Consider the following 17,424-nt stretch of genomic DNA (forward strand, 5'->3'; position numbering starts at 1 on the left):
GCAATGCGGCGCTTGATCTGGCTCTCAATCGTCGCAGCACTGGCGATTGCCTATCCGTTGCTGCTGTCCTCGCCGTTCCAGCAGCGCTTGGGCGCACTGGTGCTGCTCTATGCCATCGCCGCGTCGGCCTGGAACATCGTCGGCGGCTATGCCGGCCAGGTCTCGGTCGGCCATGTCGTGTTCTTCGGCTGCGGCGCCTATGCCGCGATGGGGTCTTACGCCAAGTTCGGGCTGTCGCCACTGTTCGGCATCCCCGGCGGCATCGTGCTGGCGGTGGGGCTTGCCGCGATCATCGGCGTGCCGACGCTGCGGCTGTCGGGTCACTATTTCAGCATGGCGACGATCGCGGTCGCCGAGACCATGCGGCTGATCGTCACCAACACCGACTGGCTCGGCGCGGCCGTGGGTCTTTCCGGTCCAACGGTCCCGCGCAACATCTTCGATCTCTCGTTCCTGTCGTCGCTGCCGTACTACTACCTCTTCCTGGTCGTCCTCGTGATCACGCTGCTCGTCACCTGGTGGATGACCAACAGCCGCATGGGATTCTATCTGCGCGCAATCAAGGATTCCGAGAGGGCCGCACGTTCCCTGGGCGCACCCGCGAGCCGGACCAAGCTCTACGCCTACATGCTGAGCGCGGCGCTGACGAGCGTTGCCGGCGCGCTCTATGCGATGATGTTCGGCTTCGTCGATCCCGAGTCCGGGCTCGGCATCCTGATCTCGGTCAAAATCCTGATCATGGCGGCGCTGGGCGGGGCGGGGTTGCTGTTCGGTCCGCTGGTGGGAGCCGCGATCCTCGTGCCGCTGGAGGAGATCTCCAACAGCTGGCTTGGCGGCAAGGGGGCCGGCCTCACCTTCGTCCTGTACGGCGCGATCATCGTGCTGATCGCGCGCTTCCAGCCCGGCGGCCTGCTCAGCCTGTTCATGGGACGACGCAAGCCCGGCGCAGATAAGGGAGCCGGCCATGCTCCTTGAGGCGCGCGGGATCACAAAGGCGTTCGGCAGCTTCAAGGCGGTGGACGATGCGTCCGTCACGCTGGAGCAGGGCGATATTCTCGGCCTGATCGGCCCGAACGGCGCCGGCAAATCCACCTTCTTCAATTGCCTCACCGGCGACCTCAAGACCACCTCGGGCCGCGTGCTGTTCGAGGGGACCGACATCACCGACTTCGCGCCGGAGCAGCGCGCCGGGCTCGGGCTTGCGCGCACCTTCCAGGTGCCGCAGACCTTTGAAGGCATGACGGTGCTCGAGAACGTCATGATCGGCGCCTTCCTGCGCACCTCGCATCGCCACGAGGCTGAGACCAGGGCGCGCGCGGTGCTGGAGCGCGTCGGCATGAGCAGGCTTGCGGATGCGCCGGCGCGCTCGCTGGGCACACCCGGCCGCAAGCGGCTGGAGATCGCCCGCGCACTGGCGACCGAGCCGAAGGTGCTGCTGCTCGATGAGGCCATGGCCGGGCTCAACGCCCACGAGGTGAGGCTCGCCATCGATCTCGTGCGCGACATCCACCGCTCCGGCATCACGCTCGTCATCGTCGAGCACATCATGGAAGTGATCATGTCGCTCGCGAGCCGCGTGATGGTGTTTCACCAGGGCAAGGAGATCGCCCGCGGCTCGCCGCGCGAAGTCACCTCGAACCCGGCGGTGATCGAAGCCTATCTCGGCAAACGCGCGGCGAAGGCCGCGGCCGGCCATACGCCGGTCGAGCTGATGGGCGGGCGGGACCTATGAGCGGCGCGCTTCTTCGGATCGAGCACCTCGAGGTGCGCTATGGCGACCTCATCGGTGTCTCCGACGTCTCGCTGGAGGTGCCGGAGGGCAGCGTCGTCGCGCTGCTCGGCTCCAATGGCGGCGGCAAGACCACGACGCTGAACGCAATCGCGGGTCTCATTCCCGTGCATTCCGGATCGATCAGCTTTCGCGGCGAGGACATCGCCGGCCAGAAGGCCTTTGCGATCGTGCGCAAGGGACTGGCGCTGTCGCCGGAAGGCTGGCGGCTGTTCGTGCAGCAGAGCGTCGAGAACAACCTCATGCTCGGCGCGACGCCGCTGCACGACAAGTCGCGCCAGGCCAATTTGCTTGAGCGCGTCTACGAGATATTTCCGCGCCTGAAGGAGCGCCGCAACCAGCGCGCCGGCACCATGTCCGGCGGCGAGCGGCAGATGCTCGCGGTCGGCCGCGCGTTGATGAGCGATCCGAAGCTGTTGATGCTGGACGAACCGTCGCTCGGCCTCGCGCCGGCGGTGGTCGAATCCATGTACGAGACCTTCGGCCGCCTGCATCGCGAGGGCCTGACCATCCTGCTCGCCGAGCAGTCGATCGAGCTCGCGCTGGAAGTCTCGGACTTCGCGACCGTGCTCCAGGTCGGCAAGAGCGTGCTGTCCGGCACCGCGGCGGCGCTCGCGGAGGATCCGCAGGTGCAGAAGGCCTATCTCGGCGTCGACTGATTGATTTCCGCCTGGAGCAACAGCAACAGGCAACCGGCCAGCCGCGTCTCCATCTCTTTTGATCCAAGCGACAGCGGCCCGGGTTCGTTGAGGATCGCGTTCACCAGCGTGCCCAGCACGACCTGGAAGCCGAAGGCGATCGTGCGGGTCTTGGCGGCGTTGCGTCCCTTACCCATGGCCGGGAGCAGGAGAGGGGTGGCGCTCATCGTGGTGGCCTTCGCGAGGGCCTTAAACGGCGTCCATTTGTCCGGACGGGTGTCGTCATGCTGAAGCGCGGCGCGCAGCACGCCCTCGTGGTTGCGCATCCAGGCGATGATCCCGCTGACGATGATGTGGCAGAGCTTGTCGAGGTCCGTATCCGGTGACGGTCGCCTCATGTCGCCGAGCCGTTGCTCGCCGTCGCGCGCGGCCAGCGCCATCAGTGCGTTGAAATAGGCCTCCTTGCTCTCGAAGCGGCTGTAGAAGGCGCCGACGGTGGCGCTGACCTCGGTGCAGAGCGCCTCGATCGACAGCTCGGCCAGGCTGCGCGTGCGCAGCATGTCGGCGCCGGCGCGCAGCAGCGCCAGTGTCGTCTTGCGGCTGCGCTTCTGCCGCGATGGGGCAACGCCGGGCAGGTCGAAATCGGGTTCGTCCGAGCTTGGCCGCATCCGCGCTTGCATCCGACAAAAATCATAATCATAATTCTGATTATAATTTAGACGTGGCCGAGCCGCGGGTCAACCGCAGCCGCCGGGCAACCAGCAGGGAGAAGCAGATGAGCGCAAACAGCGGCACGCCGTTCCGCGGCACCGTCGGCAAGACGGTCGCGGAGTCAAAACCCTGGTGGCCGGAGGCGCCAAGGCCGCCCGACGGTGCGCCGAACATCCTGGTCGTGCTGTTCGACGACGTCGGCTTCTCCGATTTCGGCTGCTATGGCTCGGCAATCAAGACGCCGACCATCGACCGGCTCGCCGCGGAGGGGCTGCGCTACTCCGGCTTTCATACCACAGCGATGTGCTCGACGACGCGCGCCGCGCTGCTGACCGGGCGCAATCATCACTCGGTCGGCGTCGGCTGCCTTGCCAATTTCGATTCCGGCTATCCCGGCTATCGCGGCAAGATCGCGCGCGAGGCGGGGACGCTGGCCGAGATGCTGCGCCTACGTGGCTATCGCAACTACATGGTCGGCAAATGGCACGTCACGCCGCTGACCGAAAGCGGAGCCACCGGCCCGTTCGACGGTTGGCCGCTCGGCCGTGGCTTCGACCGCTTCTACGGCTTCCTCGATGCCGAGACCGACCAGTACGCGCCGGAGCTCGTCTCCGACAACACGCATATCGATCCACCGGGCACGTACGCGGACGGCTATCATCTGACCGAGGATCTGATCGACCAGTCGATCCGCTTCATCGGCGACCATGTCGCCGACCGTCCTGACGTTCCCTGGCTCACCTGGGTCGCACTTGGCGCCTGCCACGCGCCGCATCAGGCGCCGGCCGATATCATTGGGAGTTACGACGCCGAATTCGCGCACGGCTGGGACGTCGAGCGCGAACGGCGTCTGGCACGCCAGAAGGCGATGGGGTTGGTGCCTGAGGGAACGCGGATGCCGGCGCGCAACGACGGTGTGAAGCCGTGGGAGGAGCACTCGACCGATGAGCGCCGCGTCTTCACCCGCCTGCAGGCGGCTTTCGCCGGCATGCTCGATCATTCCGATCGGCATCTTGCACGGCTTGTCTCGTTCCTGGAAACGGCCGGCATTCGCGACAACACCGTGATCATCGTGATGTCCGACAACGGCGCGAGCCAGGAGGGCGGGCCGCTCGGCTTCGTCAACGCGATGGGGCCGTTCAACTTCAAGCCGGAGCCGATTGCGGAGAAGCTCGCGCGTCTCGACGATATCGGCGGGCCCGACACCCACAGCAATTTCCCGCATGGCTGGGCGATGGCGTCGAACACGCCGCTGCGGCGCTACAAGCAGAACACCCATGGCGGCGGCATCCGCGATCCCTTCGTCATCAATTGGCCGAAGACGATCGCAGGCAAAGGCGAGCTGCGGCACCAGTTCGTCCACGCCTGCGACCTCACGCCGACACTGCTCGAGCTGATCGGCATCGAGTCGCCCATGACGATCGCGGGCTGCCCGCAGATGCCGCTGGAAGGCGAGAGCTTTGCGCGCTCGGTCACGGATGCGTCCGCGCCCTCAAAGAGCTCGCCGCAATATTTCGAGATGTTCGGCCATCGCGGCCTCTGGCAGGACGGCTGGAAGGCGGTCGCCTTCCATCCCTCGGGCACGCCGTTCGAGAACGACAAATGGGAGCTGTTTCATCTCGACCAGGATTTCTCCGAGACCGACGATCTCGCCGCAAAGGAACCGGAACGTCTGGCAGCAATGATGGCGACCTGGTGGGCGGAGGCCGAGAGGCACAAGGTGCTGCCGCTCGACGACCGCTTCGGTCCGCGCTTCGCCGAGAACGCCGCGCGCTTCCACGGTGCGCGCCACCATTTCGTCTTCCACGCCGGCATGGGCCACGTGCCGACCGATGTCGCGCCTGACGTGCGCAGCCGCAGCTACACGATCGAGGCGCATGTCGAGATCGACGAGGCGGGTGCAAACGGCGTGCTGATCTCGCATGGCGACGCGACGTCGGGCTACAGCCTCTACGTCAGGGACGGTCATCTCGTGCACGACCTCAACATCGGCGGCAGCCACCAGATCGTGCGGTCGGACCGCAAGGTGCCGTCAGGCGCGTGGCGGCTCGGCGTGTATGTCGAGCGGCTCGTGCGCAAGGAGCCGCCGGCCAAGGGGGCGCGCACCGGCGTCACCGAATATACGCTGCTGATCGACGGCGAGCCGGCGGGGTCGCTCCAGACCCAGCTCGGCTTCCACACGCTGATCTCGTGGTCCGGTCTCGACATCGGCCGTGACCGCGGCAGCCCCGTGTCGCATTACGAGGCGCCGTTCGAGTTCGAGGGGCGATTGCTGCGCGTCACCGTCACGATGCACGACGATCAGAAGCTCGACGGCGATGCCGTCGGCAACGCGCAGATGGCGCGGCAGTAGGGGCTATAAGCCCTTACTTGATCTTGTCGTAGGCCGCAGCGAAATCGCCCAGCGGCATCGGGATCGCGATCGCCTCCTTGGCCATGTTCTGGAAGGAGACCTTCAGCTGCTTGCCCGACCGCAAGGCCGCGAGCAGGTCCGCCGCGATCGGCGTCGAGGCGTAGCAGCCGCGGTTCTCGCAGGTCTGGATCTGAAGGTCGAATGTCTTGCCCTCGTCGACCTGGAGCTTGGCCCCGACGGGCAGGTTGAGGCCGAGCGGCAATTGCAGCAGCGCCACCGGCGTGCGGGTGTCGGGCGCGATGCGGATGTTGATCAGCACGATGGTCTGGCCGGTTTTGGTCAGCACCGCGTTCTGCTCCATTGCGCATTCGAGCGGCGCGTCGCGGCTGACACTGGTGCAGCGCACGACCCATCCGGCTTGCTGCGCACCGTCAGCCTGCGGCTGGGTCGGAGCTGGCGCGGGCTGTGCGGCCGGTGCAGGGGAAGCGGCGTTCTTTTTGGCGCTCTGCTGGGCATACGCGCCGCCTGTCGACAGCAGAAGGGCGGCGGCGAGGGCGACAAGTCTGGATTGCATGGACATGGCGAAACCGCGTTGGCGTGAACCGAGGGCCTCGCTGTAGCGTCGCGGAAGCCGCGGTGCAAGCTTACTCGGCGGCCTGCTTGACGGTGCTGTGCTCGGGCGCCTCGTGACCTTTGCCGTCACCCGAACGGCCCCAGCCTGAGAACCAGTTGTTGAGCTCGTCGAGATAGAGATAGACCACCGGGGTGGTGAACAGCGTCAGCGCCTGGCTGACGATCAGGCCGCCGACCATGGCGTAGCCGAGCGGCTGGCGGATCTCGGCGCCGGTGCCGTGGCCGAGCATCAGCGGCACGCCGCCGAGCAGGGCGGCCATCGTCGTCATCATGATCGGCCGGAAGCGCAGCAGCGCGGCCTGACGGATCGATTCCTCCGGCGTCTTGTGTTCGTCGCGCTCGGCCGCGATGGCGAAGTCGACCATCATGATGCCGTTCTTCTTCACGATGCCGATCAGGAGAATGATTCCGATCAGCGCGATCAAACTGAAGTCGAAGCCGGCCGCCATCAGGATCAGGAGCGCGCCGACGCCGGCCGAGGGCAGGGTCGACAGAATCGTGATCGGATGGATGTAGCTCTCGTACAGGATGCCGAGGATCAGATAGACCACGACGAGGGCTGCGAGGATCAGCAGCGGCACGGTGCCGAGCGACTGCTGGAACGCCTGCGCGGTGCCCTGGAAGCTCGAATTCAGGGTCGGTGGTGCGCCGAGATCGGCCATCGCCTTCTGCACGGCCTCGGTGGCCTGGCCGAGCGCGACGCCCTGGGCGAGGTTGAAGCTGATCGTGATCGCCGGGAATTGGCCCTGGTGGCTGATCGAGAGCGGGCGGACCGGATCGGTGGTCCAGGTCGCAAAGGTCGACAGCGGCACCTGGTCGCCGGTCAGCGGCGATTTCAGGTAGAGCTTGTTCAGGCTGTCGAGACTGCCCTGCATCTCCGGCAGGATCTCGAGGATCACCTTGTAGGTGTTGAGCTGGGTGAAATACTGCGTGACCTGCCGCTGTCCGAAGGCGTCATACAGCGTGTCGTCGATCAGCTGCGGCTGGATGCCGTAGCGCGATGCGGTGTCGCGGTTGATCTTGAGCTGGACCGTGGTGCCCTGCGTCTGCTGGTCGGTCGCGACGTCGCGCAATTGCGGCAGCGTCTGCATCTTGGCGAGGATTTTCGGCGCCCAGTCGTTGAGCTCGGTGAGATCGGCATCCTGTAGCGTGAATTCAAACTGCGTGCGCGTCGGCCGGCCGCCGAGCCGGACGTCCTGGGCCGCCTGCATGTAGAGGCGGGCGCCCGACACCTTCTCGAGTTTGGGGCGCAGCCGGGCGATGATCTCCTGCGCCGACGCGTTGCGCTCGTTACGCGGCTTCAGCGTGATGAACAAATTGCCGTTGTTGCCGGCGCGGCCGCTGCCGCCGATGTTCATCGCGATCGTGGCGACGTCGGGATCGTCCATCACGATCTTGCCGAGCTCGACCTGGCGCCGCTGCATCTCGGCGAAGGAGATGTCCTGGGACGCTTCCGAGGTCGCGGTGATCAGGCCGACGTCCTGCTGCGGGAAGAAGCCCTTCGGGATCAGGATGAACAGGTAGATCGACAGGCCGAGCGTGGCGAAGAAGATCAGGAGCGTGGTGCGGCGCCAGGCCAGAGCATGATCGAGAACGTACTCGTAGCCGCGCAGCATGCCATCGAAGGCGCGTTCGCTCCACTGGTAGAACTTGCCGTGGGTCACCTCGCCATGGGCGCGCAGGAAGCGCGAGGCCATCATCGGCGTCAGCGTCAGCGACACGAACATCGAGACGAAGATGGTCATTGCCAGCACGACGGCGAACTCGCGGAACAGGCGTCCGATGATGCCGCCCATCAGCAGCAGCGGAATCAGCACCGCGACCAGCGAGATGCTGATCGAGACGATGGTGAAGCCGATTTCCTTGGAGCCCTTGAAGGCGGCCGCCATCGGCGATTCGCCTTCCTCGATGTAGCGCGTGATGTTCTCGAGCATCACGATGGCGTCGTCGACGACGAATCCGACCGCGATGGTGAGCGCCATCAGCGACAGATTGTCGAGCGAATAGCCAACCACCCACATCAGGGCGCACGCGCCCAGTAGCGCCAGCGGAACCGTGATGGTGGGAATGACCGTCGCCCAGAAGCTGCGCAGGAAGACGAAGATGACCATGACCACGAGGGCAATGGTTAGCAGCAGCGTGAACTGGACGTCCTCGACCGCGGCGCGGATGGTCGTGGTGCGGTCGCTGATGAGCTCGATCTTGATCGCGGGCGGGATCGCCGCGACGAGGCGAGGCAGGGTCGCCTTGATCCGGTCGACGGTCTCGATAACGTTGGCGCCCGGCTGCTTGAACACCACCAGGAACACGCCACGCTTGCCGTTGGCCCAGGCTGCCTGCTTGGCGTCCTCAGCGCCGCTCACCGCCTGTCCGATGTCGCGGATTCGAAGCGGACCGCCATTGCGATAGGCGATGACGACGTCGTTCCAGTCCTTGGACTGGGTGAGCTGGTCGTTGGCGTAGATCGTGTAGGCGCGCTTCGGCCCGTCGATATTGCCCTTGGGGCTGTCGACCGTGGTGATCGCGATCTGGCTGCGCACGTCCTCCAGCGACAGGCCCTTGGCGACGAGTTTCGCCGGGTCGATCTGAATGCGGATGGAGGGCTTCTGCTGGCCGCCGATGAAGACCTGCGCGACGCCCGAGAGCTGGCTGATCTGCTGGGCAAGCTGGGCGTCGACGGCATCGCTGACGGTGGTCAGCGGCAGTGTATCGGATGTTGCCGAGAGCAGCAGGATCGGCGCGTCGGCCGGGTTGACCTTGCGGTAGGTCGGCGGCGAGGGCAGGTTCTTCGGCAATTGGCCGCTTGCAGCGTTGATGGCGCCCTGCACGTCGTTGGCGGCGCCGTCGATGCTGCGGTTGAGGTCGAACTGGATGGTGATCGAGGCGGTGCCGAGATAACTCGTCGAGGTCATCTGGGCGATGCCGGGGATCTGGGCGAATTGCCGCTCGAGCGGCTGGGCCACCGACGAGGCCATCGTCTCGGGGCTGCCGCCCGGCAAATTGGCCGTGATCTGGATGGTCGGGAAGTCCACCTGCGGCAGCGGTGCGACCGGCAGCAGGGGATAGGCGACGAGACCGACGAACAGAATGCCGGCCATCAGCAGCGAGGTGCCGATGGGATAACGGATGAAAGGTGCCGAAATCCCGCCCTCGGTCATTCCTGTCGTACCTTGTTCTGGCTCGGATCCGAGCTTGCTACGGCCGTCGAGACCAGGCTCCCGGGCTGGACCTTGAACTGGCCGCCGGTGATCACCTGTTGACCCGGGCTCAAGCCTTCGTCGACGACCGAACGGCCGTCGATGGCGTAGCTGACCTTGATCTTGTGCACTTCCGCCTTGTTGTCCTGATTGACGGTATAGGCGTAGAGGCCGTTGGTCGAATGCTGAACCGCGTCATCCGGAACCACGGTCGCGTCCTTCAGGGTGCGTACCAGAAGGCGCGTCGAAACCGACTGGCCCGGCCACAGCGTGTGTTCCTTGTTGTCGAACACCGCCTTGAGCCGAATAGTCCCGCTGGTCGTGTCGACCTGGTTGTTGATGACCGCGAGCTTGCCCTCGGCCAGCGTTTTCTTGCCGTCGGTGGTGAACGCGATCACCTTGAGCGCACCGGCCTTCTGGCCTTCGCTGATATAGGGCAGCTGATCTTCCGGCGCGGTGAAGATCACCGAGATCGGCTCGACCTGCGAGATCGTCACGATTCCCGTCTGCGTGGAGGCGTTGACGATGTTGCCGACGTCGACCAGGCGCAGCCCGGCCACGCCGGTGAACGGCGCCTTGATCTGGGTGTAGTCGAGCTGGGTCTGGGCGTTGGAGATGGCGGCTTCGTCAGCGGCGATCTGGGCGGTCAGCTGCGCGACGGTGGAACGCTGGGTGTCGACCCGCTGCGCAGTCGCGAACTCGCCAAGCTTCATGGCACGCTGGAGCTCGAGGTTGGCGTTGGCGAGATTCGCCTCGTCCTGCGCCTTCTTGGCCTTGGCCTGGTCGAGCGTGGCTTGATAGGGCCGGGGGTCGATCGAGACCAGAAGCTCGTCCTGCTTGACCATCTGGCCTTCGCTGAAGGCGATCTTGTCGATCTGGCCGTCAACCCGGCTCCGGACCTGTACGGTGTTGAAGCCCTGAACCGTGCCGAGACCGGTCAGGTAGACCGGAAAGTCAGCCTTCTGGACCGGCGAAACGCTGACGGGGATAGCGGGCGGGCGCGGCGGACCCTTCTGAGCTGTCTGGGTTTTTCCGGCCTCGGGCGAGCCGAATTTCTGCCAGCCATAGTAACCCGCGGAGGCCACGGCCGCGATGATCAGTATCCAGAGGATCGGCCGTGTTTTTTTCATGTCGGCTCGTTGGCTCTTACGCCCAAAACTACGAATTGTGGAGCAATCATAGGGTTCCAGCGCGCTTGTATAATACACGCCAAGTTCCAGTGTAAACAGCACTATCGGTTCGGAATCCTAAACAATTGGAAAGCTTTGCACTGTCTAGGCAGCTCCGTGACACTACGGTGTGCAGTGCTGCATTTTCCCGGCGCGAACGATCCGCGCGTAAATCTTGGGCAATGCCCGGAGCCGGTGTGGGCGGCCTGCAGAGCTGTCCGCAAGGCCGCCCCGGCTGCGCTGCGAAGTGCGCCGGGATCAACCCCCGTGAGAACGGTTCTAATTCGCCTGCACGGCGTTTCGGTTGTCAGGAAATCCGGCATCGGTCATATCGGCCCCGCCACAACGGGAGCGCAGGATGGACGAACTGAACGGCAAGCTGATCGCGTGCCAGATTCTGATCACGGGACTGATCGCGCGCGTCGCCAACGAGCAGCGCGATCCCTTGCGATTTCTGACCGACTTCCGCGACGAGATCAAAGCCGTCGTTAGCGGCGTCAACATCGCCGGCATGGACAACTCCGATCGCGTGCGCGCCGTCGCGCAGAAAACCGTCGACGAATTGTTCTCGCTGATGAAGCCGCCGAGCAGCGATTGAGAGCGGCGCCGCTGCTCGCGCCTGCGCAGCTCTCGCATGCGCCCATGTTTCCAGATTGAAATCTGCACCGAGTCCGATCTGGATGAATTCAAATGTGCTGGCAGATCAATCGCATTGACCTGCTTTTCTCCGACCGATAGCACCGCCCCATCGTTCGCGTCTCTGCATCGACGAAGCGCATCAGCTCGAAGGTTGATGCGGTACGACGAGATCGCAGCGATCAATGTCCAGATTAGAACGGTTCAAGTTTAGAACCATTTAAAACTGCGGCGCACTCAACCGAGTTTAGAATTGCTTTGAAATGGTCGGATTCAAACGGAGTGTTGCAGAGATCGCGTTGACCCCCATGAACACGCCCGATAGCACCAATGCGTCGCGTTGTCGCAACGCGACCAATGGAAGCATAAGCACTGTGGGGCGTGTGATGGGCATGATGAAGACACCGCGATCGTTGCGTTCGGTCGCGGACCGGAAATCCTTCGGCAACAATTTCGACACTGCGACCGGCAAGACTGTGTCCACGGTCGCCAGTCTGATCGCGGTCGCGACGGTCTCGACCGGCGCACAGGCGCAGCAGACCAATCTGCCCCCCGTGAACGTCGATGCGCCTCAGCAGCGTCCGCGTCCGACCGCTTCGAAGCCCACCGCCGATCAGATTCGTGCGCGCAACGCCCTGCGGCGCGCGGCGCAGCGGCAGCAGGCCGCACAAGCGCCTGTCGCCAATCCGAGCCCTGGTCCTGCCGATCGTGATCCGTACGCAAATCCCGCCGCGCCTTATATGGCCACCCGAGTGCAAGCGTCGGGTAAATTCCCTGAGCCAATCCTCAACACGCCCAAATCGATCACCGTGCTTACAAAGGATGTGCTCGCGGACAAGAACGCCACGACGCTGAAGCAGGCGATCCTGAGCACGGCAGGCGTGACGCTCGGAACGGGTGAGGGCGGCAATGCCTTCGGTGACCGCTTCTTCATTCGCGGCTTCGATGCCCGCAACGACATCTTCATCGACGGCGTGCGCGACGCGGGCGTCAGCGTCCGTGAAAACTTCTTCACCGAGCAGGTCGAAATTCTGCGTGGTCCGGGCTCAACTTTCGCGGGCCGCGGTGTCGCCGGTGGTGCGATCAACATCGTCACCAAGCAGGCGACGACGCAGAACAGTTTCTACAACATGGACACGACGTTTGGCACCGACCAGACCAAGCGTGTGGTGCTCGACGTCAACCAGGTGATCAACCCGACGCTGGCCGTTCGTGCCGGCGGTCTGTTCCAGGACGCCGATGTCGCCGGTCGCGATTTCGTCAAGGATAATCGCAACGGCGCGTTCGTCGCCACGACCTGGAAGCCGACCGACACGATCAGGGTGACCGGGGGTTACATCCACACCGAGTTGACCGGCGTGCCGGACTTCGGCGTGCCCTACTACCGGCCGAGCACGGCGACGACCGCCGGTGGGCCGTTCCCGGACTTCGGCTCCAACCGCAACAACTGGTATGGCCAGATCAACCGCGACTTCTACCGGACCGGCCAGGACATCGGCTCGTTAAACGCGGAAGTGCAGATCACGCCCGACTTGATGGTCAGCAACAAGTTCCGCGTATCTCGTTCGACCCAGAACTATGTCGGAACGCTGCCTGAGCAGCCGGTGATCGCCAACCCGCTTTCGAATTCGACGCTCACGATGAATCCGCAGAGCCGTCTCCAGATCACTGACGTGCTCGCCAACCAGACGGAAGCGACCTACAAGTTCCAGGACTGGGCCGGCTTCAAGCACACCGCGCTGGCCGGGATCGAAGTCGATCGCGAGCGGTCGTCGATCGACAAGTATCTCGGGCTCACCTCGGAAGGGAACGGAGTTCCGATCACTCCAGGCGGCTCGCCGACAGGTGTCAGCGTCTTCTTCCCTCAGGACACGTTCTTGCCCGGGAAGGCGCTCGCACTGGCCGGTCTGCCGGCCAAGATCGGCATCGACACTGTCAGCGGCTACGTCATGGACAGTGCGAACTATCGTGACCTCCTGATCCTCAATGGCGGCTTCCGCTACGACAACTACAACCTCGATACGTCTGCATACGGGGCGGGCAACGCTCTCAAGCAGCAATCGGCAAACTTCCTGATTCCCAACTTCAATCTCGGTTTGACCTTGAAGCCGGCGCCAAACGGCAGCGTGTACGTGGCCTACGCGACCTCAGCGAACCCGGTGGGCGCCGAGTTCGACGGCACCAGCACCGCGTATGGCGGCGTCAATCCCGCTCTGGCCGGCGGCAACAATCAGATCTTCGGGCCGGAGAAGAACACGGCCATCGAACTCGGCACCAAGTGGGAGCTGTTCGACCGCCACCTGCTCCTGACGGCTGCGCTGTTTCAGACCACCAAGGACAATGCGCGCGAGGCACAGAACGTCAATAGTGTGGCCACGGCGTCCGCGTTGGGATGCGTCTATCCCGCCGGCACGACCGGCAACATCTCGTGTATCACCGCAGGTTCCGCTTATCGTATTCGCGGCATCGATCTCGGCGTGAGCGGCAAGATCACCGACAAATGGAGTGTGTTCGGCGGCCTCGTCCTGATGCAGTCGGAGGTTACGGCGTCCAACGTGAAGCCCGCGAACATGCCCGCGCCGCTTCTCTACACCACCAATGTCGGGCTTCCTCTGGCCAACGTTGCCCATCAGTCGTTCAGCATGCTGTCGAAGTACCAGTTCAACGATATCTGGGAACTGGGCGGGCAGGCCGTCTACCGCTCGAAGATCTACGGTGGCTCGTTGCTTGCGGCCAACGCAGGCACGTCGCTTCCGAGCTACTGGCGCTTCGATGTGTTCGCGGAAGCCAAGATCAACAAGAACTGGCAGTTGAAGCTGTTCGTGAACAACATCTTCGACAAACGCTACTATGACGCGCTGTACCAGAGCGCCGCGCCCTTCGTGCTGGAAGCACCGGGACGCGCCGCCTATCTGGTGATCTCGGCGCGCTACTGATGGAGTAACGACGAGGTGCCATGCTGACATGCATAGACGGCGTCCTGAGCAAGGATGATGTGGCGGAATTCCGCCGCATCATGGACGCCAGCGAATGGGAAGACGGCCGTTCCACCGCGGGCGCGCAGTCAGCAATGGTCAAGCGCAATGAGCAGTTGCCGCCTGACAGCGAGGTCGCGCGCAAGCTCGGCAACCGCATCATCTCGGCGTTGACGTCGAACCCGCGTTTCCTGGCAGCGGCGATCCCACTGCAGATATTCCCGCCGCTGTTCAACCGCTATGCGGCGAACAGCGGCCATCATTTCGGGCTGCATGTCGACAATGCGATCCGCGGCGACCGCCTGACCGGCCTTCGCATCCGCACAGACCTGTCGGTCACGCTGTTCCTGGCCGAGCCGGAAGAGTATGACGGTGGCGAACTTGTGATCGAGGACACCTACGGTTCGCACGAAGTGAAGTTGCAAGCCGGGGACTGCGTGCTCTATCCCTCGACCAGCCTCCATCTCGTCACGCCGGTGACGAGGGGGACGCGGGTTGCGTCTTTCTTCTGGCTTCAGAGCATGATACGGGACGATCAAGCCCGGAGCATGATCTTTGACCTCGACACCGCGATACAGGCGCTGGTGGAACGGCTCGGGCGTGACGATCCCGAAACGGTCAAATTGACGGGTATCTATCACAACCTCATTCGCTACTGGGCCGAAGTATGAAGATCATGTCCTTCCAAGCAAGCCTTGCCGCCGCCTTGATGCTGGCGGCCGCCTGGCTCGTATCCCCTGTTTCTGCCCAGACACAGACCCCGCCGGCGGCACCTGCACCGGCACAGGCGACGGCTCAGCCGGCCACCGCCAGCCCGGCTCCGGCTGCCGCTCCGGCGGTGGTGGCGCCTGCGGCGAAGCCCGACGCGGCCGCCATCGCGCCGGCCATGAAGGAGCTGTCCCCCTGGGTGATGTTCATGTCGGCGGACGTCATCGTGAAGGCGGTGATGATCGGGCTCGCCTTCGCATCGCTGATGACCTGGACCGTCCTGATCGCCAAGTCGATCGAGCTGTCGGTCGCGTCCGGCAAGCTTCGTTCGGCACTGAAGAAGATCTCGGAGGCGCGCTCGCTCGCGGAAGCGCAGATGGCGCTCGGCGCCAAGCAGGGCATTCTGCCATCCTTCCTGGCGGCGGCGCTGCGTGAGGCGCGGATGTCGGCCGGCCTGTCCAGCGATGCCGGCATCAAGGAGCGCGCAGCCTCGAGCTTTTCCGAAATCGTGCGCGCGGAGGCGCGGCGCATCCGCGTCGGCATGGGTGTGCTCGCGACCATCGGCTCCACGTCGCCCTTCGTCGGCCTGTTCGGCACGGTCTGGGGCATCATGAACAGCTTCATCGGCATCTCGAAGTCGCAGACCACGAACCTCGCCGTCGTCGCGCCCGGCATCGCCGAGGCGCTGCTCGCCACGGCGATCGGCCTCGTCGCCGCCATTCCCGCCGTCATCATCTACAACCACTTCTCGCGCATGACGAAAAGCTATCTCGAGCTCGTCAGCCGTGCCTCGGGCGCGGCGGCGCGGCTGCTCTCGCGCGATCTCGACCGCAGCCACGGCAGCGCGCATTCGCGCGCGGCGGAGTGAATCATGGGCGTTTCGCTCGCAGACAATGATGACGACGACGATTTCGGCGAGACGCATGACATCAACGTCACGCCGTTCATCGACGTCATCCTGGTGCTGCTGATCATCTTCATGGTCGCAGCTCCGCTCTCCACGGTCGACTTGCCGATCGATCTGCCGACCTCGAGCGCGACCCCGCAGAAGAAGCCGGACAAGCCGACCTATCTCAGCATCAAGCCCGACCTGACGCTTGCGATCGGCGAAAACCCGGTCCACCGCGCCGAGTTGATCGGGACCCTCGACGGCCTGTCCGACATGAGCAAGGACAAGTATGTCTTCCTGCGCGCCGATCGTTCGGTGCCGTATGGCGAATTGATGAGTGTCATGGAGCTCTTGCGCTCAGGCGGCTATTCCCGGGTGAAGCTGGTCGCGCTGGAGGGCGCTCCCGGAGCGCCTGCGGCAGGCGCCGGTCAGCCTTAGAGGCGCACGATGTCGGACGAAGCCAGACCATCCCGGAAGCTCTGGATTTTGGCGGCGGTGGCGGCGCTCGCGCTCCATCTGGGCGGTGCCGCGCTCGCCCTGGCCCATCTGCGGACCGATGACGACGACGATGGCCTGGGCGCGTCCGGCGCGGAGTTCGCCGTCGAGATGGCCTCGCCCAAGGCGCCCGAGACCGACCTTCCGCCGGGACCGGACAGCGAAGCGATGCAGGAGCAGCAGGCGCTTCCCGAGCAAAAGGCCGAGACCAAGGAAACCGAGCTTCCAAAGGACCAGTCGCAACAGGTCGACGATCCCGATCGGGTCGTCACCGAAAACATCTCGAAGAAGCCGCAGGACGAGGATCCCAAGATCGCGGCGGTCGAGACACCCGCTGCCGAGGCTTCGCCGCAGTCGGTTGCAACGGCGCGGCAGACCCTCGACGAGGACGCGCGCGAGGCCGAGAAGGCCCTGGCGCCGGTGCTTGGCCTCGGCAAGGACATCCTCAGGATTACGACCGACTGGAATCGCAAGATCAGCGCGCACCTCACGGCCCACAAGGTCAACCCGGAGGGCAAGCAGCCCAATAATCAGAAGGTGAAGGTCAGCTTCGCGATCAACCGCAGGGGCAATGTGCTGTCCGTCGACGTCGTGGAGTCATCGGGGGATGTGGCCTACGATGCGGCCGCGCTCTCGATTGTCCGCAAGTCCGATCCCATCCCGCAGCCCCCGGCCGGACTGACCGAAGACCGGTTCGAGCGGACCGTCGACATCATCTTCACGCCGCCGGACGAGAAGAAAAAGAAGAAATCGGCTCAGCGCCAGTAGAGCCGGATCCCGACATAGACCACGACCAGGCAGACGAAGATCAGCGCCACCGGGAGCGGCCGTTTCTGGGCTCCGCTAAACGCCGCCGTGAAGGAGGCCGTCTTCGTCGGTTTCGGAGGCGGGCGGCGGAAGGCGGTAACATTGTCCGCCGCCGGCTCGGGCGGACGGGTGCGGACGTCGGGCGGAGTTCCCGCGCCGCCCATCTCGGCATAGTAGGCCTTGTAGATCGCGCCGATCGTGGCCTCGGTGGCCTCGCCCTCGCTCATCCGCGCCAGTAGGTTCTTGTAGCTGACCAGGAACTCCTGCGCCTCGGCAGGCAGCGCGGAGGCCCCGTTGAGCTTGGCCATCATCTTCCAGGTGGCAAAATCGGCGCGGGCGCGGGTGTCCGCGCGTCGCGCGATCAGCATATCGGCAGCTTTGACCAAGTCGGCCTCGAGCCCTTCGGCTTATGTTCGGGTGTTCT

15 protein-coding genes are annotated in these 17,424 nt (G+C 64.5%); 10 read left to right on the forward strand and 5 right to left on the reverse strand.

All coding sequences use genetic code 11. From position 1 onward, the window contains the following. The first annotated feature begins 3 nt into the window (after window positions 1-3). The 3 genes from ABIA90_RS04870 to ABIA90_RS04880 are packed head-to-tail and all read left to right on the forward strand — an operon-like array spanning window position 4 to window position 2,448. Window positions 4-975, forward strand: coding sequence for a branched-chain amino acid ABC transporter permease (locus tag ABIA90_RS04870; protein WP_071914966.1), 972 nt, complete (start codon window positions 4-6; stop codon window positions 973-975). Then, entirely contained in the window at window positions 965-1,732 is a 768-nt protein-coding gene (locus ABIA90_RS04875) for an ABC transporter ATP-binding protein (protein ID WP_071914964.1), read from the forward strand. The genes ABIA90_RS04870 and ABIA90_RS04875 overlap by 11 nt, the downstream gene beginning before the upstream one ends. Next, entirely contained in the window at window positions 1,729-2,448 is a 720-nt protein-coding gene (locus ABIA90_RS04880) for an ABC transporter ATP-binding protein (RefSeq protein ID WP_135214363.1), read from the forward strand. Before ABIA90_RS04875 ends, ABIA90_RS04880 begins: the two co-directional genes overlap by 4 nt. Here ABIA90_RS04880 and ABIA90_RS04885 read toward each other — a convergent pair. Beyond that, window positions 2,430-3,095: a TetR/AcrR family transcriptional regulator gene (locus tag ABIA90_RS04885; protein ID WP_354117473.1), complete on the reverse strand. Its 666-nt coding sequence runs from the start codon at window positions 3,093-3,095 to the stop codon at window positions 2,430-2,432. The genes ABIA90_RS04880 and ABIA90_RS04885 overlap by 19 nt on opposite strands. 107 nt (window positions 3,096-3,202) lie before the next feature. On the opposite strand from ABIA90_RS04885, the gene ABIA90_RS04890 reads away from it, so the two are divergent. Beyond that, window positions 3,203-5,491 carry a sulfatase-like hydrolase/transferase gene (locus ABIA90_RS04890; protein ID WP_354117474.1) on the forward strand — a complete coding sequence of 763 codons (2,289 nt, stop codon included), beginning with the start codon at window positions 3,203-3,205 and terminating at the stop codon, window positions 5,489-5,491. 13 nt (window positions 5,492-5,504) lie between these two features. On the opposite strand, the gene ABIA90_RS04895 is transcribed toward ABIA90_RS04890, so the two are convergent. The 3 genes from ABIA90_RS04895 to ABIA90_RS04905 form a co-directional block, all read right to left on the reverse strand. Then, the gene (locus tag ABIA90_RS04895; RefSeq protein WP_063983864.1) at window positions 5,505-6,071 is read right to left on the reverse strand and encodes an invasion associated locus B family protein; all 567 of its coding nucleotides are present in this window, start codon (window positions 6,069-6,071) and stop codon (window positions 5,505-5,507) included. Window positions 6,072-6,135: 64 nt separating this feature from the next. Continuing rightward, entirely contained in the window at window positions 6,136-9,282 is a 3,147-nt protein-coding gene (locus tag ABIA90_RS04900) for a multidrug efflux RND transporter permease subunit (RefSeq protein WP_071914959.1), read from the reverse strand. Beyond that, entirely contained in the window at window positions 9,279-10,451 is a 1,173-nt protein-coding gene (locus tag ABIA90_RS04905) for an efflux RND transporter periplasmic adaptor subunit (protein WP_085401999.1), read from the reverse strand. The genes ABIA90_RS04900 and ABIA90_RS04905 overlap by 4 nt, the downstream gene beginning before the upstream one ends. A gap of 397 nt (window positions 10,452-10,848) precedes the next feature. Between ABIA90_RS04905 and ABIA90_RS04910 the strand changes: the two genes are divergently transcribed. The 6 genes from ABIA90_RS04910 to ABIA90_RS04935 all read left to right on the forward strand — a co-directional run bounded on the left by ABIA90_RS04910 (window position 10,849) and on the right by ABIA90_RS04935 (window position 16,961). Then, window positions 10,849-11,088, forward strand: a complete 240-nt coding sequence (locus ABIA90_RS04910; protein ID WP_071914955.1) for a hypothetical protein — start codon at window positions 10,849-10,851, stop codon at window positions 11,086-11,088. A gap of 424 nt (window positions 11,089-11,512) precedes the next feature. After that, the gene (locus ABIA90_RS04915; RefSeq protein ID WP_354117475.1) at window positions 11,513-14,062 is read left to right on the forward strand and encodes a TonB-dependent receptor; all 2,550 of its coding nucleotides are present in this window, start codon (window positions 11,513-11,515) and stop codon (window positions 14,060-14,062) included. Window positions 14,063-14,082: 20 nt separating this feature from the next. Beyond that, window positions 14,083-14,772, forward strand: coding sequence for a Fe2+-dependent dioxygenase (locus ABIA90_RS04920; protein ID WP_028146578.1), 690 nt, complete (start codon window positions 14,083-14,085; stop codon window positions 14,770-14,772). Next, window positions 14,769-15,677, forward strand: a complete 909-nt coding sequence (gene exbB, locus ABIA90_RS04925; RefSeq protein WP_085401996.1) for a tonB-system energizer ExbB — start codon at window positions 14,769-14,771, stop codon at window positions 15,675-15,677. Before ABIA90_RS04920 ends, exbB begins: the two co-directional genes overlap by 4 nt. Before the next feature lie 3 nt (window positions 15,678-15,680). Next, the gene (gene exbD / locus ABIA90_RS04930; protein ID WP_014495997.1) at window positions 15,681-16,136 is read left to right on the forward strand and encodes a TonB system transport protein ExbD; all 456 of its coding nucleotides are present in this window, start codon (window positions 15,681-15,683) and stop codon (window positions 16,134-16,136) included. Between the two features lie 9 nt (window positions 16,137-16,145). Further along, window positions 16,146-16,961, forward strand: a complete 816-nt coding sequence (locus ABIA90_RS04935) for an energy transducer TonB family protein (RefSeq protein WP_071914947.1) — start codon at window positions 16,146-16,148, stop codon at window positions 16,959-16,961. On the opposite strand, the gene ABIA90_RS04940 is transcribed toward ABIA90_RS04935, so the two are convergent. Continuing rightward, window positions 16,949-17,368, reverse strand: a complete 420-nt coding sequence (locus ABIA90_RS04940) for a hypothetical protein (protein WP_028146575.1) — start codon at window positions 17,366-17,368, stop codon at window positions 16,949-16,951. The two genes, ABIA90_RS04935 and ABIA90_RS04940, sit on opposite strands and share 13 nt — an antisense overlap. Between the last annotated feature and the right edge of the window lie 56 nt (window positions 17,369-17,424).

It is taken from the genome of Bradyrhizobium sp. LA6.8 (assembly GCF_040547935.1).
Taxonomy (GTDB): domain Bacteria; phylum Pseudomonadota; class Alphaproteobacteria; order Rhizobiales; family Xanthobacteraceae; genus Bradyrhizobium; species Bradyrhizobium barranii.